This is a genomic window from Pseudomonas sp. NY5710, assembly GCF_013305665.1.
In the GTDB taxonomy this organism is placed as follows: domain Bacteria; phylum Pseudomonadota; class Gammaproteobacteria; order Pseudomonadales; family Pseudomonadaceae; genus Aquipseudomonas; species Aquipseudomonas juntendi.
On the sequence record NZ_CP045554.1, the window covers coordinates 3848828 to 3870338 of the forward strand.

At 58.1% G+C, this 21511-nt stretch carries 23 protein-coding genes and 1 tRNA gene; 13 read left to right on the forward strand and 11 right to left on the reverse strand.

From position 1 onward, the window contains the following. The first annotated feature begins 24 nt into the window (after positions 1–24). On the forward strand, positions 25–453 hold the full coding sequence (locus GEV39_RS17665) for an organic hydroperoxide resistance protein (RefSeq protein ID WP_054913037.1): 429 nt from the start codon (positions 25–27) through the stop codon (positions 451–453). Positions 454–539: 86 nt separating this feature from the next. On the opposite strand, the gene efp is transcribed toward GEV39_RS17665, so the two are convergent. Together efp and earP are read right to left on the reverse strand one after the other, a co-directional pair. Beyond that, entirely contained in the window at positions 540–1109 is a 570-nt protein-coding gene (gene efp / locus GEV39_RS17670; protein ID WP_009685223.1) for an elongation factor P, read from the reverse strand. Between the two features lie 48 nt (positions 1110–1157). After that, a complete protein-coding gene (earP, locus tag GEV39_RS17675) occupies positions 1158–2291 on the reverse strand; it encodes an elongation factor P maturation arginine rhamnosyltransferase EarP (protein WP_173890740.1) in 1134 nt (377 codons plus the stop codon). A gap of 88 nt (positions 2292–2379) precedes the next feature. Between earP and GEV39_RS17680 the strand changes: the two genes are divergently transcribed. Then, complete coding sequence (locus GEV39_RS17680) at positions 2380–2763, forward strand: hypothetical protein (RefSeq protein ID WP_173890741.1); 384 nt, start codon at positions 2380–2382, stop codon at positions 2761–2763. Further along, positions 2760–3236 carry a GreA/GreB family elongation factor gene (locus GEV39_RS17685; RefSeq protein WP_173890742.1) on the forward strand — a complete coding sequence of 159 codons (477 nt, stop codon included), beginning with the start codon at positions 2760–2762 and terminating at the stop codon, positions 3234–3236. The genes GEV39_RS17680 and GEV39_RS17685 overlap by 4 nt, the downstream gene beginning before the upstream one ends. A gap of 6 nt (positions 3237–3242) precedes the next feature. Here the strand turns inward: GEV39_RS17685 and GEV39_RS17690 are convergent, their stop codons facing one another. Next, positions 3243–4178: a LysR family transcriptional regulator gene (locus GEV39_RS17690; RefSeq protein ID WP_173890743.1), complete on the reverse strand. Its 936-nt coding sequence runs from the start codon at positions 4176–4178 to the stop codon at positions 3243–3245. A 118-nt stretch (positions 4179–4296) separates the two neighbouring features. Between GEV39_RS17690 and GEV39_RS17695 the strand changes: the two genes are divergently transcribed. The 5 genes from GEV39_RS17695 to GEV39_RS26160 all read left to right on the forward strand — a co-directional run bounded on the left by GEV39_RS17695 (position 4297) and on the right by GEV39_RS26160 (position 10453). Continuing rightward, positions 4297–5046, forward strand: a complete 750-nt coding sequence (locus tag GEV39_RS17695) for a 3-oxoacyl-ACP reductase family protein (protein WP_009685217.1) — start codon at positions 4297–4299, stop codon at positions 5044–5046. Positions 5047–5211: 165 nt separating this feature from the next. Next, entirely contained in the window at positions 5212–6405 is a 1194-nt protein-coding gene (locus tag GEV39_RS17700; protein ID WP_173890744.1) for an MFS transporter, read from the forward strand. Between the two features lie 152 nt (positions 6406–6557). Beyond that, positions 6558–8690 carry a TonB-dependent siderophore receptor gene (locus GEV39_RS17705; protein ID WP_173890745.1) on the forward strand — a complete coding sequence of 711 codons (2133 nt, stop codon included), beginning with the start codon at positions 6558–6560 and terminating at the stop codon, positions 8688–8690. 260 nt (positions 8691–8950) lie between these two features. Next, entirely contained in the window at positions 8951–9904 is a 954-nt protein-coding gene (locus GEV39_RS26155) for a DUF6538 domain-containing protein (RefSeq protein ID WP_249414289.1), read from the forward strand. Between the two features lie 30 nt (positions 9905–9934). Beyond that, positions 9935–10453 (forward strand): tyrosine-type recombinase/integrase, encoded by a 519-nt coding sequence (locus GEV39_RS26160; protein ID WP_249414290.1) that lies wholly within the window; start codon positions 9935–9937, stop codon positions 10451–10453. Here the strand turns inward: GEV39_RS26160 and GEV39_RS17715 are convergent. Continuing rightward, positions 10446–11156, reverse strand: coding sequence for a hypothetical protein (locus tag GEV39_RS17715; protein WP_173890746.1), 711 nt, complete (start codon positions 11154–11156; stop codon positions 10446–10448). The genes GEV39_RS26160 and GEV39_RS17715 overlap by 8 nt on opposite strands. Positions 11157–12000: 844 nt before the next feature. On the opposite strand from GEV39_RS17715, the gene GEV39_RS17720 reads away from it, so the two are divergent. Continuing rightward, the gene (locus GEV39_RS17720; protein ID WP_173890747.1) at positions 12001–12147 is read left to right on the forward strand and encodes a hypothetical protein; all 147 of its coding nucleotides are present in this window, start codon (positions 12001–12003) and stop codon (positions 12145–12147) included. A gap of 49 nt (positions 12148–12196) precedes the next feature. Continuing rightward, positions 12197–12625 carry a hypothetical protein gene (locus GEV39_RS17725; protein ID WP_173890748.1) on the forward strand — a complete coding sequence of 143 codons (429 nt, stop codon included), beginning with the start codon at positions 12197–12199 and terminating at the stop codon, positions 12623–12625. 317 nt (positions 12626–12942) lie between these two features. Here the strand turns inward: GEV39_RS17725 and GEV39_RS17730 are convergent, their stop codons facing one another. The 7 genes from GEV39_RS17730 to GEV39_RS17760 form a co-directional block, all read right to left on the reverse strand. Continuing rightward, entirely contained in the window at positions 12943–13566 is a 624-nt protein-coding gene (locus tag GEV39_RS17730) for a recombinase family protein (RefSeq protein WP_173890749.1), read from the reverse strand. Positions 13567–14214: 648 nt separating this feature from the next. Further along, positions 14215–14604 (reverse strand): hypothetical protein, encoded by a 390-nt coding sequence (locus GEV39_RS17735; protein WP_173890750.1) that lies wholly within the window; start codon positions 14602–14604, stop codon positions 14215–14217. 660 nt (positions 14605–15264) lie between these two features. Continuing rightward, entirely contained in the window at positions 15265–15732 is a 468-nt protein-coding gene (locus GEV39_RS17740; protein WP_173890751.1) for a helix-turn-helix domain-containing protein, read from the reverse strand. A 239-nt stretch (positions 15733–15971) separates the two neighbouring features. Further along, positions 15972–16646 carry a hypothetical protein gene (locus tag GEV39_RS17745; protein WP_173890752.1) on the reverse strand — a complete coding sequence of 225 codons (675 nt, stop codon included), beginning with the start codon at positions 16644–16646 and terminating at the stop codon, positions 15972–15974. Then, on the reverse strand, positions 16636–17439 hold the full coding sequence (locus GEV39_RS17750) for a DUF7947 five-stranded beta-barrel domain-containing protein (protein ID WP_173890753.1): 804 nt from the start codon (positions 17437–17439) through the stop codon (positions 16636–16638). The genes GEV39_RS17745 and GEV39_RS17750 overlap by 11 nt, the downstream gene beginning before the upstream one ends. Positions 17440–17688: 249 nt before the next feature. After that, positions 17689–18075, reverse strand: a complete 387-nt coding sequence (locus tag GEV39_RS17755) for a hypothetical protein (protein WP_173890754.1) — start codon at positions 18073–18075, stop codon at positions 17689–17691. Positions 18076–18324: 249 nt separating this feature from the next. After that, positions 18325–18414: transfer RNA gene (locus tag GEV39_RS17760), tRNA-Ser, on the reverse strand. Between the two features lie 198 nt (positions 18415–18612). Between GEV39_RS17760 and GEV39_RS17765 the strand changes: the two genes are divergently transcribed. The 3 genes from GEV39_RS17765 to GEV39_RS17775 all read left to right on the forward strand — a co-directional run bounded on the left by GEV39_RS17765 (position 18613) and on the right by GEV39_RS17775 (position 21209). Further along, positions 18613–19302 (forward strand): crotonase/enoyl-CoA hydratase family protein, encoded by a 690-nt coding sequence (locus GEV39_RS17765; RefSeq protein WP_173890755.1) that lies wholly within the window; start codon positions 18613–18615, stop codon positions 19300–19302. Between the two features lie 151 nt (positions 19303–19453). Further along, positions 19454–20173, forward strand: coding sequence for a lysophospholipid acyltransferase family protein (locus GEV39_RS17770; protein WP_173890756.1), 720 nt, complete (start codon positions 19454–19456; stop codon positions 20171–20173). Between the two features lie 64 nt (positions 20174–20237). After that, a complete protein-coding gene (locus tag GEV39_RS17775) occupies positions 20238–21209 on the forward strand; it encodes a magnesium and cobalt transport protein CorA (protein ID WP_009684091.1) in 972 nt (323 codons plus the stop codon). The last annotated feature ends 302 nt before the right edge of the window (positions 21210–21511 follow it).

Below are 21511 nucleotides of genomic sequence, written 5' to 3' on the forward strand. Positions count from 1 at the left end.
CACAGCGCATTAGCGAGGCTCAAGATGCAAAAGGTCACTCCGCTGTACATCGCAGAAGCTACCTCCACCGGTGGGCGCGACGGTAAATCCCGTTCCAGTGACGGCAAGCTGGACGTCAAGCTGAGCACTCCGAAAGAGTTGGGTGGGGCTGGCGGTGACGGCACCAACCCTGAGCAGATGTTTGCCGCCGGCTACTCGGCGTGCTTCATCGGCGCCTTGAAGTTCGTGGCAGGGCAAGAGAAAAAAGCCTTGCCGGCCGATGCTTCGATCACCGCCAAGGTGGGGATTGGCCAGATTCCTGGCGGCTTCGGCCTGGACATCGATCTGCACATCAGCCTGCCCGGCTTGGCCCAGGCCGACGCCGAAGCGCTGGTGGAAAAGGCGCACAAGGTGTGCCCGTACTCCAATGCCACCCGCGGCAATGTGGATGTGCGGCTGCACGTAGCCGTTTAAGCCTGCCCTCCAGGTGCAGCGATGCACAATTGGCAGACACAAAAAAACCCGGCCGAAGCCGGGTTTTTTGCCTTTCACAAGAAGCATTACTTCTTGGAACGGCCCTTGAAGCTGTTGTCGCGGGTGTCGATGTCGATCCACTCGTCGATCTGGATGAAGTCGGCAACCGAAATCTCGGTACCGTTCTTCAGTTTGGCAGGCTTCATGACCTTGCCCGAGGTGTCGCCGCGCGCAGCGTTCTCGGTGTAGACAACCTGACGGCTGATGGTGGTCGGCAGTTCAACCGATACCAGGCGGCCTTCGAAGAACACAGCTTCGCAGACGTCTTCCATGCCTTCTTCGATGTAAGGCAGAACAGCTTCGATGTCTTCTTCGTTCAGCTCGTACATGGTGTAGTCGCTGGTGTCCATGAAGGTGTACGAGTCACCGCTGATGAACGACAGGGTCGCTTCTTTGCGGTCCAGGATCACGTCGTCCAGCTTGTCGTCTGCACCGTATACGGTTTCGGTCTTGTAGCCGGTCAGCAGGTTCTTCAGCTTGGTTTTCATGATCGCGCTGTTACGGCCCGACTTGGTGAACTCAGCTTTTTGAACCAGCCACGGGTCGTTGTCGATGCGCAGCACGGTACCGGGTTTCAGTTCTTTACCAGTTTTCATTACGAAGTATCCGAATCTGGATGGATTTATAAAAATCGAGGCCGCATATCATAGCGAATTTCCATAAAAGTGTACTAGCGCCGTGGCAAGGTCCGGCTGAGCGGCCTGTTGCGCCGCCCAGCGCCGGGCGTGTTGCTGCAGTTGCGGCCAATACCGGCGGGCTGCCTGCCAGGCCTGGCCCATGTCCTGATCCATGTTCCAGGCCCGCCACAGGCCCAGCAACGCGGCGCCGGCATCGGCTGACAAACCGCGTCGGTAATGCGCCAGGAACGCTTCGAGCTTTTCCCAGTGAGCATTCTCGTCCTGCACGTAGATGTGCCACAACATGGGCTGCCCGGCCCACTGCGCTCGTACGAACGAATCCTCGCCCCGCACCGCATTGAAGTCGCAGCACCACAGCAGCCGGTCGAAATCATCCTGGCTGACGAACGGCAACACCTGCACGGTCAGCGCACCACGCGTGCGCACCTGCCCGGCCTGCAGCGGCGCCTCGCCAAGCCAGTGGCTGAGGCCGGCGACCACACGGCCTTGCGGCACCAGCAGGTGGCAGGCTTGGTCACCGGCAGCCAAGGCCTCGAGCCAGTTGCCCAGTTGCGGGTTTTCATAGGCGAACAGGCTGATCAGCAGCGCCCCGGGCGCGGGGCTTACAGCCAACCCCTGCAGGAACGCCTGCCGGGCAGCCGCCGACTGTTGCAACGCGTCGCGGCGGGCCAGCAGCTCAGCCTCGCGCAGCAGGCCACCGGTGTTCTCGGTGAAGCCGGGGAAGAAGAACACTTTGCGCAGGCCATTTGCCTGCGGCGACGGCAGACCATGGCAACCCTCTACCCAATCCTCGGCACTGAGGTATTCAAGGTTCAACCACAGTGGTGGCCGGGGGCAGGCCCGCATGGCCTCGACATAGGCCGCTGGCAACTGGCAGGCAAAGGCACCGATCACCACATCGGCAGGCGCTACCGGCAACCAGGCCGCCGGCCACTGGCGTACGTCCACGCCCTGCTGCCACTGCTGCGCAGCGTTGGCGTCGGCGCCGGGGCACATGGGCGTGAAGGCGTTGAGATCATCCACCCACAGGCGCACCGCCAGGCCATGCTCGGCCACCAACTGCCGGGCCAGGCGCCAGGTCACGCCAATATCGCCGTAGTTGTCGACCACGCTGCAGAAGATGTCCCAGGTGGCTTTCATGCGCCGTTCCCTTTAACTTGCGTAAAAACGCGGATTCTGCCCGACAGCATGCGACAATGCACCCCGCCCACTTGCCAAGGAGGCCGCCATGCCCCGCCGCCGTGAACTGACCATCACCCTGAAGCCGTTGCAGTTGATACTGTGCGTGGCTTTGGGCCTGTGGCTTGGCGCAATGGCGATTGCCCTTAGCCTGCTGCTGGCCCATCAACTGTGGCCGCTCCCGCCCGAGCGGCAAGCCGCGGCCCCGGCCGTGGCACCAGCACCGGCACCGGTGCAACCGGCCGATGCGCAAGCTGAAATGTTCGAGCGCTACAAGCACATGCTGCAGCAACAGGAACAACAACAGGCCGCTGAGGCTGCGCAGGGTAACCCGCGCAACCTGAACAGCCCCAAATGCCAGTTCTGGCTGCAACAGAATCGCACTGCACCTACCGACAAAAGCCAGGCCAACGTGCTGGAGTTCTGTTATTGACCACGCGCAAGCACCACCTGCTGGCACAGATCGTCGCCACCCTGGAACATGACCTGGACGTGCTGACCCGTGCGGCCCAAACCGCCTATGAAGCCGCCACGGCGGAAGAGAACATCGCCGAGAACAAGTACGACACCCTGGGCCTGGAGGCCTCGTACCTGGCCACCGGGCAAGCCCGACGCAGTGCGCAAATCCGCCAGGCGCTGCTGATTTACCAGCAACTGCTGCTGCGCGACTACGACCCGGCGCGCGGGGTGCAGGTGAGCAACCTGGTGACCCTGGAGGATGAGGCCGGCGAACAACGTCGGGTGTTTCTGGGGCCTGAGGCTGCCGGCCTGAAGATTGCCGCAGCAGACGGGCTGGTGACAGTGATCACGCCGCGCTCGCCGCTGGGGCAAGTGTTGCTGGGTAAGCGGGTGGACGATGAGGTGAGCCTGGGAGTGCAGGTACTGTTCGTCGTTGATGTTGCCTGACGCCTACTAACACTGCAGGGCATCGAAGCGCCCCGCCAGGCCCTGCTCGGCGAACTGCTCGACGATGAAATCGACGAATGCACGGGTCTTGCCCGGCAACAGCTTGTGCTCGGCGAAATACAGGCTGATATGCCCATCGTCCACATACCAGTCCGGCAACACCCGCTGCAACCGGCCGGCCTGCAGGTAGGGCACCGCGAACGGCAAACTCACCAGCGCAATCCCCAGCCCCTGCTCGGCCACCGCGCAGGCAGCGTCCGAATCGCTCATGGTCATGGCCTGGCGCAAGAGCAATGGCTGCTGTCCCTGCCAGCGGCTGGTCAACGGCCACGAGCGCACCCGCCCGGTCTGCGGCGAGCGGATCAGAATGCCGTCATGGCGCTGCAACACGTGCGGCTCATCGATCTGTGCATGCCGCTGCAGGTACGCCGGCGCCGCCACCAGCACCCGGTGCGCCGGGGTCAACTTGCGCGCCACCACCCCCGGCGGCAGTTCAAAACCACCGCCAATGGCCGCGTCGAAGCCCTGGCCGATCAGGTCGACCTGGCGGTTATCGAAATGCCAGTCCGGAGTAATGGCTGGGTAGCGGCGCAGAAATTCGCCCAGCAAGGGCAGCACGTACAAACGCCCGAACACCGTGCCCATGCTGACCCGCAGCAGCCCGGCCGGTTGCCCTTCGGCACTGGCCAGGTTGGCCACCGCATACTGAATGGTGCGAAAGCTGTCGCTTACCTCGCCAAGAAAACGCTGCCCTGCTTCGGTCAAGGTCAGCTTGCGGGTACTACGCTGGAACAACCGCACCCCCAGGCGCGCCTCCAACTGCGCAACGTGCTTGCCCACGGCAGCCGGCGTAATGCGCAAGCGCCTGGCCGCTTCGGCAAAGCTGCCTACCTCGGCACTGCGGATGAAGCATTCCAACGCGTTGAACGATTCCATGGCCATGATTGGCAACCAAAAGTTTACTCTGCTTATAGTGATTGCCATCTTATCAGCAGGTAATCGAGCGCCGATACTGCGCCTATCCAAGGCATTCCAGCCTGGCTTACAGCAGGAGATCAGCATGTCCAAGCAACTTACACTCGAAGGCAAGGTGGCCCTGGTACAGGGCGGTTCCCGGGGTATTGGCGCGGCTATCGTGCGGCGCCTGGCCCGCGAGGGTGCGCAAGTGGCCTTCACCTACGTCAGCTCTGCCGGGCCGGCAGAAGACCTGGCACGGGAAATCGGCGACAACGGCGGCAAGGCCCTGGCCCTGCGCGCCGACAGCGCCGATGCCGCTGCCGTGCAGCTGGCCGTGGATGACACAGTGAAGGCCTTCGGCCGGCTGGATATCCTGGTCAACAACGCCGGGGTACTGACGGTCGCGCCGCTCACCGAATTCGACCTCGCCGATTTCGACCGCACGTTGGCGGTGAACGTACGCAGTGTCTTTGTCGCCAGCCAGGCCGCAGCGCGGTACATGGGCCAGGGCGGGCGCATCATCAACATTGGCAGCACCAATGCCGAGCGCATGCCGTTTGCCGGCGGCGCGCCTTATGCCATGAGCAAGTCGGCGCTGGTCGGCCTGACCCGCGGCATGGCGCGCGACCTGGGGCCGCAGGGTATTACCGTGAACAACGTGCAACCAGGGCCAGTGGACACCGACATGAACCCGGCCAGCGGCGAATTCGCCGAGAGCCTGATCCCGCTGATGGCAATTGGGCGGTATGGCGAAGCGGACGAGATTGCCAGCTTCGTGGCCTACCTGGCGGGGCCTGAGGCGGGCTATATCACGGGAGCGAGCTTGACGGTGGACGGTGGCTTTGCCGCCTGATTGCGCCGTTGGTGGCGGGGCTGGGCTGGCGGGCGCTTGCCTTTGGTGCAGTGGCACACGGTAGATCGAGCGCCACCCGCCGCCCCCGGCCCCGCAAATGCATTGGCGCCGTGCCCGGCACTTGCCGATAATACCCCACTTGCTGCTGCCCGCTACGAGAAACACATGCCCGCCCCTCCTCTCAGCCGCACCCTGATCCTGCTGATGGCCACCGCCACCGGCCTGGCCGTGGCCAGTAACTACTACGCCCAGCCGCTGTTGCACAGCATTGCCCAGCAATTCGGCCTGAGCACCGCCAGCGCCGGCAGTATCGTGATTGCCGCCCAGCTCAGCTATGGCGCCGGCCTGTTGCTGCTGGCACCGCTAGGCGACCTGTTCGAGCAGCGTCGGCTGATTACCGTGATGACCGCCATTGCCACTCTCGGCCTGGTCATCAGCGCCTGTGCCCCTGGCCTGCCGTGGCTGATTCTTGGTACGGCGTTGACCGGCCTGTTCTCGGTAGTGGCACAAATTCTGGTGCCCATGGCTGCCTCGCTGAGCGAGCCGCAGCAGCGCGGCCGTGCGGTCGGCACCCTGATGAGCGGGCTGCTGCTGGGCATTCTGCTGGCGCGCACCGCGGCCGGCTTCATGGCCGAACTGGGCGGCTGGCGCAGTATCTATGTGCTGGCCGCCGTGCTGATGGCGATTACCGCCGTGGCGCTGTACCGCTGCCTGCCGCAACACCACAGCCATGCCGGGCTGAAGTACCCGGCGCTGATCGGCTCGGTGTTCCGCCTGTTCCTGGAAGAGCCGGTCCTGCGCTTGCGCTCGCTGCTGGGCCTGCTGGCATTCAGCCTGTTCGCCCTGTTCTGGACACCGCTGGCATTTCTGCTGGCAAACCCTCCTTACCATTATTCAGATGCGGTGATCGGCCTGTTCGGCCTGGCGGGTGCAGCCGGTGCACTGTCGGCCAACTGGGCCGGGCGCCTGGCCGACAGAGGCAAGGGCCAGCTGGGCATCACCGTGGGCCTGGTGGTATTGCTGCTGTCGTGGGTACCGTTGGGGTTTGCCCAACAGTCACTGCTGGCCTTGCTGCTGGGCGTGCTGATGCTCGACCTGGCGGTGCAACTGGTCCACGTGAGCAACCAGAACGCCGTGATCGCCCTGCGGCCCGAAGCGCGTACACGCCTCAACGCCGGGTATATCACCTGCTACTTCATTGGCGGTGCGCTGGGCTCTTTGTTGGGCACGCAGCTGTACCAGCGTCAAGGCTGGCTGGGCATCGTCGCGGCAGGGTTGGTCATCGGCGCCTTGGCATTGCTGGCATGGCTGCTTGCCGCGCGTAGAACCGAAGCTCGCCCCTCCGCCAAGGCGGCCTAGCCTGGTCGAAAAATCGACGCCAACTGGCGCCAGCACAAACGGCCAGGCGCATCTGCCTGACGGCCGAGCGCAACGCTGGATCGTCTTAGGGTAAAGGCGGCTGATAAGATGCCGCCTTTTCCCGGCCTGTCGCGCCTCCAGGAGCCCCCCGCATGCCCCCGCGCCCTCCCCGTCTGCCCCTGAGCCTGCTCGGCCTGGGCCTGGCCTTGCAGTGCCCCGCCGTGCTCGCCCAGGGCAGCGTGCTGCTGGCCCCGGTGCAGGTCGTCGATACCTACGCCAACGACGGCTACCAGGCCAGCGAGGCAGCAGTGGGTGGCTTCCAGCCCGCCCCCCTGCTCGACACCCCGGCTTCGATCAGTGTGTTCAGCCAGACACTGCTGGAAGACCGCCAGGTGCGCATGCTCAGCCAGGTGCTGCAAAGCGACGCGTCGGTTGGCGAAAGCTATGCCCCCATCGGTTACTACGAAAACTTCAATGTGCGGGGCTTTGCGCTGAACGCGGCCAGCAGCTACCGCATCAACGGCCAGACCATCGCCGGCGAACAGAGCGTCGCCCTGGAGAACAAGCAGCAGGTGGAACTGCTCAAGGGGCTGTCCGGGCTGCAGAGCGGCGTAGCGGCCCCCGGCGGCTTGATCAACTACGTGACCAAGCGCGCTGAAGCGGTGCGCAGCCTTACGCTGTCGACCAACGAACAGGGCGAGCGCTACCTGGCCACCGACCTTGGCGGCTGGTTTGGCAGCGAACAGCAGTTCGGCCTGCGCGCCAACCTGGCCCATGAAGACCTGCGCTCGTACGTCGACCACGCCGATGGCCAGCGCGACTTCGCCTCGCTGGCCTTCGACTGGCAGATCAGCCCCGACGCCACCCTGCAGCTGGACGCTGAATACCAGCACCGCGAACAGCGCTCGGTGCCCGGTTACCAGTTGCTCGGCGGCAGCGCAGTGCCGCACGGCATCGACCCGGATGACCGGCTGGCCTACCAGCACTGGGCAAAGCCGGTGCAGACCGACTCGCTGAACCTGGGCGGGCGCTTCGAGTACCGCTTCAACGACAACTGGACCGGCACCCTCAGCGCTTCGCGCAGCAAGGTGGTGATCGATGACTACAGCGCGTTTGCCTGGGGCTCGAGTGAAGGCGCGTACTTCGGCAGCACGGGCGATTACGACATCTACGACTACCGCAGCCCAGACGACACCCGCCGCACCGACGAGGCCCAGGCCCTGCTCACCGGGCGCTTCGATGGCTTGGGGGTGGGCCACGAACTGACCGTGGGCAGCAGCGCCCAGCGGCGCACGCTGGACCAGCGCCCGTATTACAACGAGTGGCTGGGTACCGGCAACATCTACACCGGGGCCCCGGCTTTCGAGCCGTCCGACAAGCCGCTTGGCGCCAGCCAGCGCCGACTGGACAGCCGCCAGTACGGCCCGTTCGTCAGCGACAGCATCCGTTTCAACGACCAATGGCAAACCGTGCTGGGTGCCCGTGAGATACGCCTGGACGAGCAGACCTGGGACGAGACCGGCGTTGCGGGGCGCCATACCCGCCAATACCAGCTGCTGCCCAATGCTGCGCTCATCTACAAGCCGCAGCCGGAGACCACCGTGTATGTCAGCTACGCCAAGGGGTTGTCTGCTGGCGGGACGGCGCCCTGGTTCGCCAGCAACGCCGCCGAAATCCTTGCGCCGACAACATCACACCAGCTGGAGCTAGGCGTCAAGCACGACTTGCAGGCGCTGAGCCTCAGCGCCGCGCTGTTTCAGATTCGCCAGGCCTACCAGTATGCGCGCCCCGACGGCGCCGGCAGCTTCACTTACGTGCAGCAAGGCCAGCAGAAGAACATCGGCCTGGAACTGGGCGCCAGCGGCTGGCTGACCCGCAGGCTGCAGGTGCAAGCTAGCGCAGCGGCCATTCGGGCGCGGGTGCAGGACAGCGGCACGCCCGACTATGAAGGGCACCAGGCGATCAACGTGCCACGCTTGCGCGCAGCTCTGCACGCCGAATACACCCTGCCGGTCGCAGGCCTGGCGTTGCTGGGCGGCGCACGCTACAGCGCCAGCAAGTATGCGAGCCAGGCGGGGAATGTGGCGGTTGGTGGGTATACGGTATTCGATGTAGGCAGCCGCTATCGTACGCGAGTCGGCGGGTATGACACGGTACTGCGGCTGACGGTGGACAACCTGTTCGACAAGCGTTACTGGCGCGATGTGGGCGACTACCTGGGTGACAACTACCTGTTCCAGGGCGCGCCGCGCAGTGCCCGGCTGTCAGCTTCGGTCAGTTTCTGATATTCAGGGCCGCGTGCGGCCCATCGCCGGCATGCCCGCTGCCACAGGGGCTTTGCAGCCGGCCCAATGGGCCTTGAAACAAAAAGCCCCCGTGCTTTTCAGCGCGGGGGCTTTTCGTAGAATGTGGCGGTGAAGAAGGGATTTGAATTTTCCCGCCTCGCAACCCTTTAAGCCCCGTATTTAGCGGGATACAGCTAACATAGTAGTACAATTGAGTAGTACAATTCGCTGTACTACCCCCCTCCCGCTGGGCAATCCCGATGGCAGACAACCTGATCCAAAAGAAAGGCGAATCCACTTGGTACGTGAGGCTCGCTGTTCCGGCAGACGTGCAACACAAGATCGGTAGGAAGGTGTTCATCCAGACCCTCAATACCGGCTTACGCAAGGAAGCCATGAGCAGGCGACTCCCAATCCTTGCCGAATGGAAAGCACAGATACAGGCAGCGAGGGACTTTCGTAAGAACCGTGGAGATGCATGGAAGGACGAGGTGGCGGCCCAGGTTACCCACTACAACCAGCAGTTCAGGGACATGAAACGGGACATTGCTACTGATGAGTCTAACCCAGAGGGCTACGACATCGTTAGTGAGCTGATTAGCAATCCAGCGTTCGCCAACTCGTGGCGGCAGGGCTTCTACAACCACATCGGCCCAGAACGAGAAGCCGAACTGGAGCGGTTGAAGGCACTTCCACAGGAAGAGCAAGCCACGAAAATGGCTTGGCTCGCTTTCCAACAAAAGACGTTCCAAGAAGACTTCTCAGCATTCTATACGGACAAACTTGACCTCTCCCCTACTGAGGTCGAGTCAATGACAGGCATCGTTGCTGAGCCGAAAGCCCACAAACCAAAGTCACCTATCACCAAGGCCAGACTCGCAGCCTTCCGTGAGTTCAGGGAGAGCCGTGGCGGTGCCGCAAAACATGTAGATCAACAATTGGGTAAAATGGAACGGCTCACCAAGCATCTGGCCAAACATGACCTAAAGCTCGACTTCGACGCGGTAGACCACTGGTTGCAGTCACTGAACCGAGCACCAAAGACACTCTCCCAATACCTTATGGCGGGCACTGCCTTCTGGAAATGGGCGATCAAGTACGATGCGGTATGGCGTGACGAATACAAGGACAAGGCGAATCCATTTACGGGCCATGACCTTCCACAAGGAGGCGGCTCTGAAACGGCTGGCCAGGACAGGGAGATCTACTCCTAAGAGGATGCCATCAAGCTACACAAAGCAGCCATGGACCATGGAGATCAAGCTCTCGCAGACCTGATTACGTTCGGTTGGTACACAGGCGGACGAATCGAAGAACTAACCCAGCTCAACCGAGAATCCGTGATCGTAGTCGATGGCGTCGAATGCTTTGACTTCCCGAAGAGCAAGAGCAAGGCGAGCAAACGTGTTGTACCGATCCATCCGAGCCTTCAACCAATCGTGCTCCGACTCCTGAATGATACGACTGATGGCTATTTGATCCCAACCAACACTAACAACCAGTACGGGAAACGTTCACACGCAATCTCGAAAGCGTTTGGCCGTCTCAGGACAGCCGCTGGATTCAGCTCACTGCACGTATTTCACAGCTTCCGTCACACTGTGGTGACTGAACTGATTCGAGCTGATGTACCGGATGCACTCGCCAAGGAATTGGTGGGTGACGAAACCGGCTCAGTTACTCATGACACCTACTATAAAGGGGCATCAGCCAAGCAGAAGCTTGAAGCGATTTCCAAGCTTCTTACGCTGCCGCTTAGCTAAACCACACATTAAGCCACTGTGAGAGCGCCACCGACACGCCAAGGATTCCAAGCATCAGGGGAATTACATTATCAGTAAACCAAGGCTTGCCAAGCAGCCCTTTAAAGAAGGCATACATAAAGATTAATGAATAGATCACACGATGGGGAGTAACTATATACCGCCTACCACCATGAGAAGTAACTTGCTCACCCCGCCTTATATATACCTTGATCAGAGAATAGCTAAGCTCAGCACGCTCTGGATAACTATAGTTCCATGGGTGCTTAGCTCCGCACTGATCTGACTGCACCCTTTCTATTTCCTCATGATATGAAAGAAGACCTCCCATCCTCAATCTTAGAATTTTCACCGGGACGCCTTCATCTTCTTCTAATGCTTTCTGAGCAAAGCGGTTGGCATCACGCTTGTAGAGCCTCTTGCACATCGATATCAAACATTCATCGACTACTTTATGCATACTTGCATCCGGCTTCAAAGCACGCTCTGGAAGACGCTGATAGAACCTGAGCAATAAGTATGCATTGATTGATGCTACAACCAACCAAACATACTCACCATTACGGTGCAGCTCCAACTGGCTCCCCATAATCTTAAGCTTAGCGATGTCGATACCAAAGAACCAAAGCAATAACACGAGAAGTGAGAAGCCAATTAGGAATCCACGAGCCTTATTGTAATCCGGTGAATCTACTTCATGCACAAACGCACCTCCCTTGGATCATCCGCTTTACACCGTATTCTATGCACGCCGCTGACAGGATTACACAGGGTGGAGGTGCCTTCTACACCAGCTGGGAAAAATAAGCTGGCTCGGTTCTACCGGCATGGCTAAGCGGATCGCCCTCCAGTCACTGTGTACGCCAGGCTTCTGTAAATAGCTTCAGCGGTCATGCAGGCGAGACGAAGCCCGCACGGAAGAGGGCTAATGGCACACATAAATCGGTTAGCTCTTGGTAGCACCCTTCAGCGTGTACCTCGCGTCATGCGTCGGGGGCTATGCGTAGCGTGAGGTTGATGGCTACAGATCGCATTGCACGCATAGTCGTCGAGGTCCAACAATTCGAATTCATCGTCGACAATTCGCCGCTATAGATACGCACAGGCATCGAGTGAACTGTTTTTTGTTGCAACGTACACGCCCGAAAATTCTGCATGCGAGGCGACGCCCCAGCGAAACAGGCACACCACTGGACACGAGGGCTGCAGCGAATACCCACCATTCACTCACAAAGTACGCACAAGTTATCCACAGGCGGTTACCTTGCAAAGACCCCTGTACCGCATTATCTTGTATCCCCAGAAACGCAAAACCCCCATATCTTGGGGGTTGTAGAGGTAAGCTAGCGAGCTGAGCACGGTCTGTCGCCAAACTTCACGTGCCCTGCTCGCCCTCCCCGATACGCGCATTTCTAAGAACGCATGAATCTGGGCAGGTGGTCATTAAGCCAATAGCGTGACCGTCACGTCAATACACATTCTGTGTACTCGTCGTCACGCCCAGAGGATTGCACCTTCTGCAATTCCTATAGAGAGCAATGACTACCATGCGTAGACGCCATCCTCGCCGCTCGTCGGCACCCCGCAATAAAACCGTGTACGTTCACGCCTATCCACGCTTCCGCTTCGGCCGCTGGGAGCATGTCTGCCAGCATTACCGCAGTGCTCCGCATCAGCTCACCTTCGAGTTCTAAGCCAACCAGGCCACACCCCCTTCGGGTGTGGCCACCCAAGGTAACACGAATGTCCAGCCATCAAAGCCGCGTCGATCAGCTGATAACGATCCACAACGAAGCAACAAGCAAATTCGATTACTTCATCCTCGGAGCAACTCTGGCTGCTTGTGCCTACCTTGCCCAGACAAACCCCTACGAACGGATCGGCCTGAACGAAGCGACGCTCCTGCTATTAAGCCTACTCATCTTCGCTGCCAGCGCTGCTTGCGGATTCAAACGCATCGAAGCAAACATCAGCTATCTACGCATAAACGCTGCTGCCCTTGCACACCCTAACAACCAACTGCGGGCAGAAACCTTGCAGCGACTTAAAAAGGATCGCGAAGCTCACCGCTGGTACAAAGCAAGGAATGTAATGCTCGTTCTTGGCTTGGCGTGCTACCTCGCTACAAATGTGTGGGCCACGTACCAAAGCAACGGATGGATTCCGGTGTAAATACCTTGCCCCCCGCCGCGAACGGATCGCATGGGGTGGGGGTCGCTCTATTACGCCAGCCTAGAAAATAACCCTGAGCCTTGAGTGTAGGATCTGGTCAGAAACGCCCCAGGTGCTTAGCGGCCCCCTCTCCGGGTCACTGGAAACGCTGGTTTTCTATAAATAAGTTACGTTGTTCAAGAGCGGAGATCCCCGATTCGCTCTCAGAGATCATGCAGCGTGGGTGTGTGAACATCTTCCCTTCCTCGTTGACTGTTCTCACTGTTGAAGCGAAGCCTGTTAGCGACAGGCCACCATCACACTAACTCTCCACTACATCACGCATCGGGCTGACCCAGTGTTTGTGCCTTAGCTCCAGGCGCGCTCACCACCATCACCTTGCCCCAGTGCCGCTTGACCGTAGACAACCCAATCCCCAGCTCACGAGCAACCTCAGATTGAGACTTGCCTTGTGCCTTTAACTCCAGCACTGCACGAGTGGTGTTAGTGGCTTCGGGTCTGCCCAGCTTCTTGCCTTCGGCCTTGGCCCGGTCAAGCCCCTGCTGAGTACGCTCGATCAGCAGATCACGTTCAAACTCTGCCACTGCACACAGCACTTGCATGGTCATCTTGCCTGCTGGCGATGTCAGGTCCACACGACCCAAGGCGAGGCAATGCACCCGTATGCCCGCAACAGCCAATTGCTCGACCGTCTGCCGTACATCCATGGCGTTGCGGCCAAGGCGGTCCAACTTGGTGACGATGAGTACATCTCCACACTCGATACGTTCCAGCAGCTTCTGAAAGCCCGGACGCTCAGAGGCGGGAACACTGCCTGAGATCTTCTCTTCCACTACACGGCTGGGCTGCACGTCGAAACCTGCCGCCTTCACTTCCTGCACTTGGTTCTCGTTGTGCTGAGATACGGTGCTTACGCGGCAGTAGAGGAAGGTACGGGACATGTCGGCGGGCTCCTTGTGGTTGTGTCATCGGTGGTGTCATCGGTGGTGTCATCAAACGTGGGGCCACCTTACCAAAAGGCCATATAGTTTCAACCCCTATTTTTATGACACCACTACAACCCTCCTTACGCTGGTGCCGACAACCGATCCTTTTATGAGCTACTGAGACCGAAGCGACTCAATCCCAGGGGTGATGCCTTCGGCGTTTGCATCAAGGGTGGCCAAGGCCCTCAACACGTCGTCATGCACCTTCGTAGTTCCTTGACCCACAGACTCACCTCTTCGACTGCTGCACGTAATGCCTGCTGGTTTAGAAGTAGCTCCAGGGCATCGGCTGTTATCTGATCCTTCATGTGTATCTTCATGTCTGGTGATTCGCTCCATCGTAGCCGATGGGGTGTTCTGGCTGTCTGGGGCTTGGGGATACATACCCTACTGCTGAAAACAGACGATTGACGATCAAATCCGTGTTTCCGTTGCAGAAACCTCAGTTTGAAAGGGATTAACGTGTCCGGCTTAGCACCAGCAAGCCACACCCCAGAGATAATGCGGGGTGCAGCGAACCGGACATAACAATCAGGGCAATACCAATGGATTAAACCTGATGATTTCAGGGAGTTTCCACCGGGTTAAACGGAGGTTATTGAACTACCCTTTTTTGCCAAGGTTTCGCTTGGACGGGAACACCATTGGAATAGCGAATTGAATTCGGGATGCCTGGCCGGTCTTGTCCGTAAGTTCACCACCGGTATTGAGGCCGAAACTAGCAACCCCAACTTTAAGACCAGCCTTGCCCGTTGTTGACCCCTCTGTCGTTACAGCCACATCAAAGCTCACCCGCTCGATAAGGCGATATTGAAACTTCGTGCTATCTTCTTCTGGTTTACGAGTAGAACCATATACCTGACTTGTGCTTGAGTGAAGATTAACATTGGTGGGGTTAACCTCAGCATCTGTATCAGCTAACGCTTCGCTTGCCTGTAGAATGCCTTCCGCTATCTGCGTCAGGCTGTTGGCGATGAAATCCTTTAGATCCATGAACAGCTCCTGTAACTGAATGTTCGGTGAAGCATCAGCATAGCTGCTTCAAACAATTCAGCCAAATCGCCAATGGGCAGGGTTACTGCTCAGTGCTCTCGCACGCCAGTAACATACATGTGTCGTTGACGACACAATAGATTGCACACCCGCTCCGCAGGAGACAGTCCGCCCGCTACTTCGAAGCTGTTTTGCACATCAAAGATTCTCCGGGGGTACTACGTATATACCCCCCGGAATACGTTCAGATGGTGTACACGCCGGTAGGCGAAGCTGTTGAACTGTGAAGGGACTTCACAATTTATACCATTAAGGAAGATCATGTGTGTCGTCTACGACACAGGTTAATACCATTGGAAGGGAAATGCCATTCTCTTGGGGCGGATACTTACGTATCCATATCCGCCCAATACACTTTTACGGTGCTAACTGCTCCTTCGGAGCGGGGTGTGCTGTTGTGTCGTTGACGACGGAGGTAATACTCTCGTGAAGTCCCTTCACCGTGCTTAGTTCGAGAGATTTCCTCTCTATTGTCAACACCGGGAATTCATTCTTAATACTTTCATTATTACTTAAAATCATTATTATTAGGGGACCAATTTGAACCGCTGACAGGGGTCAATTTGACCTACTGGACACGGTTCAATTTGAACTTCTGAATCAAGCCGACTCTCGAATGTCCCAATCCCATTCCGCAGTCTCATCGTAAGAGGGGCTGTGCACCAGTGTTGGCTTAGGCCGTTGCTGTATGGCCGGACTTACAGGCATTGTCTTAGGCTTCCCGACGGGCCCCGCAGAAGACAGAACAAGGTCCTGAACGACAACGTAGCTATTCGAGAATGCACAGCCGTTAACCCTTCTCTTCGTGGTACGGAGGTAGCCGTGCTTGGTCAGCTCCGCCAGAAATCGTTTCACGGTGCTAGGAGTGGTTCCAGACAGTGCCGCTATATCGTCATGGTTGTCGAACCATTCATTTCCACGACCAGTGAAGAAGTCGTATCGATCCTTGACTACCAGCCAAAGAATCTTGTTCGAGGGAGTAAACTGGACTTCTTCGCCGGTGGTCAGGCTGATGTAGTGCTGAGCGGCCATGAGGGCCTTGGGGAATATGCAGAATGCGTCAGTCATTTATGGTCTCCTTGTTCGGTTTGTTCAATAGGCAAGTCCTCTGGGTGGTTGCCGGTGTGTGTTGGTTGTCAAATCGCAGACGCAGAAAAACCACACTCCGAGATCACGTTACCGTGGCGGATGTGGGTTGTGGTGTTTGCGGCAAGTTGTCGACTATATGAGGATCCCGCAGTGAAGTCAAGGACCTTGGAATGACAATTGACTTCAATCGGGCAGCATAGGCAAAGTATGGCGCGAGCTCATGCGAACGACCTGAAATGATCTAGCACAATTTTAACAGACTCTTTATCGTAATAACCTAGATCACGCGGGTGATCCAGCATAGCCCAGTTAGTGCAGGCCTCGCAGATGCATAACAGGTATGTAACTTTAATAGGAAGCAGCATACTCAAGGTTTGAATATATTTCGACTTTGCTTGAGTAGGACAGGAATCCTGAATCAAACGAAATACAACACAGAAACTCGCAATAAGTGAATAAATAGAATCATTAGTCACACGATCCAGTTCTGCCAATATAGTTCTCGCATCCCCAGCTCCGGCCGCCGCCTCTATCTTTGCTTGTATGAGCCCTATAGCCTCTGCGCTTTTTACAGCCCGCCCTTCAATGATTAGCTCGAACCCTTTATACTCGTCAAGTGCTATCGTCGTGAACGTAAAGAAAGAACTTTCAAAGGCTTTCACGTCGGACTCCGCTCTTTCAAGCGCCATATCTTCACGCGAAGTACGATATTGAGTTATCAGCAAATAAATTGTTATAAAATTTAGGAGCGGATTCACCACCCCGCCAGTGAAATCACCGAAGGTACCCCAATCACCCTGCGAGTCAGACAACACGCCATGAAAGTTGCTGAAATAAAGCCCCCAAACCCCAACCAATAGCGCTATAGATACGTATAGAGCGTTATATTTCATGTACACCCTGCAATATCAAATGTTTAGTTCTACCATCACGTGACAACACTCGTCTGACCGTAACCCGTACCGGTCTTTCCTCGCCACGCGCACCAGACACTAAACTGTCTGCAAGTCGTATCTTTGCTGCTTGAGACAGGTACCCATGGACTGGGGAAAAGCTTATTGACTCTGCATCACCATCAGTGGTAAATCGACCTGTACCTGTGCGAATATTAAATCTACTTACCGATAAATCAAGTGTCTCCACTCGCTCACTCGTCTCGCCCCCAGCAAGATAGTCATAGGTCTGCTCGTTAAACTCAAGAATGGGCGTCTGAGCCCGATATACCGTAACCTGATATCCCTGCCCGGTGACAGGGTGATGAATTCGCTTAAGAGGGCGCTCTAGTCGCTCTAAGAGCGCCTCAGAGTCTTCCATATCATCTCTCAGCCACTTACGCGCAGCACGCCCGGTAACTGGCCTATTCAGACCTAACGGCGACCCCATATGGAAAGTTAACAGCTCGATAAAGCCATTCAATCCCAGATAGGTGAAATTGCTTATGGCGTTTTGATCCGTTAGCTCTAGTGTGAACTTTTGAACATACGAGCCTCTGTGATTCTCCTTGAACTTAAGGTCAAATCCGGAAGTTGCTGGAGTCTGAGTCTTTACTTCCTTGTTCAATATAGCATGTGTAGTAATACACACAGCCTCGGCAAACCCTCCAAGCGAATCCGCTCCATAGTAAGCATCTAATCCATTGAAATTCGTTTCGCCGCTATGATAGCGAGCGCTAAGCGTTATTCGCATTTCTGGTTTGAGACTCCATGCCTAGATTTCCGTATAACCATGCACGACTTGCAGCACGATGAATACCCAGCCGCCACGAATGATACCATATTGCCATCGCATAAGACTTATTGTCGATACTTAGCACGAACCATATCTGCATGTCAACCAAATTTAGCGAATTACATAAGTCTGGTTTGTCACATACGCCAACATCAGACTAGCCGTACCGCTTACCACTCACTATGACCTAGATGGTGTAGCGCCAAGTCAGAACCGAATGCAACTAGCGTCGTGTTCAGCAGCATCGTGGTCTATGACTCTACCATCATCAAAGTACAGTCTTACTGCCGCTCGCTCCGAATGCTCATACACGTTGTAAGGCTGGCCAGTCCATTTTGCTGACTCAGTACACTTATAACCCTGCTCAAGTAAACTGGCGTGTGCATCCACCACTGCATGGGAACCAAGCTTATAAACCATTTGGTAACTTCCCATATCGCCTGTCATAGCAGCTGGAACGGACTCCCCCTCTTCCAGCTCCTGAGACTTCTCCATCAGCTTGTCCAAGTCAAACAAAGCCAACTCAAGGAGCTTTCGCAGATGTTCGGCAGACTCGGCCTCAAGGCTGAATGTAAGCGCTCTATGTTTTTCCATCAGATCGACTCTCGTCACAGGATGTCATGGCATCCTAACCGCCATACTCTAGGTGCAGCAACGTTAGAGCAGGTAATAGAAGCCACAGTGACAACCGGGACAGCCAAACGGTTACGACCCGAATTGGAGAGCACGTCCTGCCGGAGCAAATCGGCTTAAGCTGGTGCTAGGTCGAGTAGTACAATCGAGTAGTACAATCGGAAATGAAAAAGCCCCGCAAACCATTGATTTGCGGGGCTTTTCAGAATGTGGCGGTGAAGAAGGGATTTGAACCCTTGATACGATTTCTCGTATACACACTTTCCAGGCGTGCTCCTTCGACCACTCGGACACTTCACCGTTTCTCTCCAAGCCGTGCGGCCCGTCGAGGTGCGCTAATTTAGTGAAAGCGTTCCCCTTTGGCAAGCATTTTTTTCAGTTTTTTCATGTATTTGCACCAGAGCCCGGCTGGGCGCTGACCGACCAGTCAGCCTTGCTGCTTTACCTTGCCCATCGCGCTGGGTAACGTCGGTGCCACGCCAACAAAAGGACTCTGCCATGAGCGAGCTGATTACCTACCACGCCGAAGACGGCATCGCCACCCTGACTCTGAACAACGGCAAGGTCAATGCGATCTCGCCGGATGTCATCAGCGCGTTCAATGCCGCGCTGGACCGCGCCACCGAGGACCGCGCGGTGGTGATCATCACCGGGCAGCCAGGCATTCTATCGGGCGGCTACGACCTGAAGGTGATGACCCGCGGCCCACAGGAAGCCATCAGCCTGGTTACCGCCGGGTCCACCCTCGCCCGCCGCCTGCTGGCTCACCCCTTCCCGGTAGTGGTCGCCTGCCCGGGCAATGCCGTGGCCAAGGGCGCCTTCCTGCTGCTGTCGGCCGACTACCGCATTGGCGTCGAAGGGCCCTACAAGATCTGCCTGAACGAAGTGCAGATCGGCATGACCATGCACCACGCCGGCATCGAACTGGCCCGCGACCGTCTGCGCCGCTCGGCCTTCCACCGGTCGGTGATCAACGCCGAAGTGTTTGACCCGCATGCGGCGGTGGATGCCGGCTTCCTCGACAAGGTGGTGCCTGCCGAGCAACTGCAGGAAGCGGCGCTGAGCGTGGCGCTGGAATTGAAGAAGTTGAACATGCTGGCGCACAAGAACACCAAGCTGAAGGTGCGCAAAGGGCTGCTCGAGGCCTTGGACACCGCCATACAACTGGACCAGCAACCTATGGGTTGAGCCTGCTGGCCGCGACGCGGGGCAGGCGTACGCTGCTCCCGCGCAGGAGCGGGCGCACCTGCGAAGTAGCCAGCACAAGCTGACACCGGCATTTGCCCCCACCAGTGCACAGCCGTACACTGCCCGGCGACTGTCTGGTGTGAGTCGTACCATGCTTTTTTTATTGCGCATGCTCCTGCTGGCGCTGCACTTTCTCGCCGTTGGCGTCCTGGGCCTGGCCATTGGCCTGTGCCGCCCCTTCAACCCCGACAACAGCCGCCTGTTCGCCCGCCTTTACAGCCGGCCGGCCACCTGGCTGCTGCGCATCAAGGTCAAGGCCGAGGTCGGCCCGCTGTGGGACCAACCACCCGGTTGCGTGATCGTCGCCAACCACCAGTCCAACTTCGATCTGTTCGTGCTGGGCCAGGTGGTGCCGCAGCGCACGGTCGCCATCGGCAAGAAAAGCCTGGGCTGGATACCGTTGTTCGGTCAGCTGTTCTGGCTGGGCGGCAACGTGTTGGTCGACCGCAACAACGCCTACCAGGCGCGCAAGGCCCTGCAGAAGACCACCCGGGTGCTGCAGAACGACACCTCTATCTGGATTTTCCCCGAAGGCACACGTAATGCCGGCGAGCAGTTGCTGGCGTTCAAGAAAGGCGCGTTTCACATGGCCATCGAGGCCGGCGTGCCGATCGTGCCAGTGTGCGTCAGCCGCTATGCCCGGCGCCTGAGCCTGAACAGCTGGCGCCGGCGCACCGTGATCGTGCGCTCGCTGCCGCCCATTGCCACCGCGGGCCTGACCCAGCAGGACCTGCCAGCGCTGGTGGAGCAATGCCGTGTGCAGATGCAACAGTGCATCGACCGCATGGAAGGGGAGCTGGGCAAGGGCTAGGTTGCTCTTCAGCCGTCTACAGCCCAAGCTATGAACCGTGTTCAACCGGAATAAGCGGGCAACCATGGGTCGAGTAGTGGCGTCAGCGGTGTACAGCGCCGGCCGGAAGGTCACCAACATCAGCATCGACGAAGGCAGCGAGTGGGCACGCAAGCCCGGGCATTTTGTGTGGATCGGCCTGGAAGAGCCCAACGCCGAGGAGCTGGCTACCCTGCAATGCCAGTTCAACCTGCATGAACTGGCCATTGAAGACGCCCTGGAAAAGCACAGCCGGCCCAAGCTCGAGACATTCGGCGACGCGCTGTTCATCGTCACTTACTCGCCGGTACGTCACGAAGGCAAGCTGGAGTTCATCGAAACCCACATCTTCGCCGGCAACGGCTACATCATCACCTGCCGCAACGGCCACTCCAAATCCTATGCCATGGTGCGCCAGCGCTGCGAGGCGCGGCCCTTGCTGCTGGAGCACGGTGAAGACTTCGTGCTGTACGCCCTGCTCGACTTCGTCACCGAAAACTACCAGCCAGTCAGCGAAGCCATCCATGGCGAGATCGAAGCGCTGGAGCAGAGCGTGCTGGGTGGCTCACTGCAAGAGGACGACATTCGCCGCCTGCACAGCCTGCGCCGCGATATCCTGCGCCTACGCCGCTACGTAGCCCCCATGGTTGAGGTCAGCGAAGAGCTGCAGCGCCTGAGCTTCCCCTTCATCGACAAGAACATGCGCCCGTATTTTCGTGATGTGCAAATCCACGTCACCCGGCAGATGGAGGACTTGTCGGGCATTCGCGACATTGCCAGCCAGACCATCGAGATCGGCATGTTCCTCGAGTCGTCACGGCAAAGCATCGTGCAACGCAAGTTTGCCGCGTGGGCGGCGATCCTGGCGTTCCCCACGGCGATTGCCGGGGTGTATGGGATGAACTTCCAGAATATGCCGGAGCTGAGCTGGCATTACGGCTATTTTGCGGTGTTGGGGGTGATTGCTGCGGGATGTACCGGGTTGTATGCCAGTTTCAAGAGGTCGGGCTGGCTATAGACCGCTTGCGGCCCATCGCGACACACGGCCGCTACGAGCGGGTTTACCCGCGAAGCAGGCTACGCAGTGGGTGGCACCGGCCTTGCTGGTGTGGGAGCGGGCGTGCCCGCGAAGAATCCAACACGGTGGATGGCACCGGCGTTGCCGGTGTTCGCGGCTGAAGCCGCTCCTACATCGGTAGCGTGAGCTGAGGTGGGTTTATCCGCGAAGCAGGCGGCGCGGTGGGTGGCACCGGCTTTGCCGATGTGGGAGCGGGCGTGCCCGCGAAGAATCCAACACGGTGGATGGCACCGGCGTTGCCG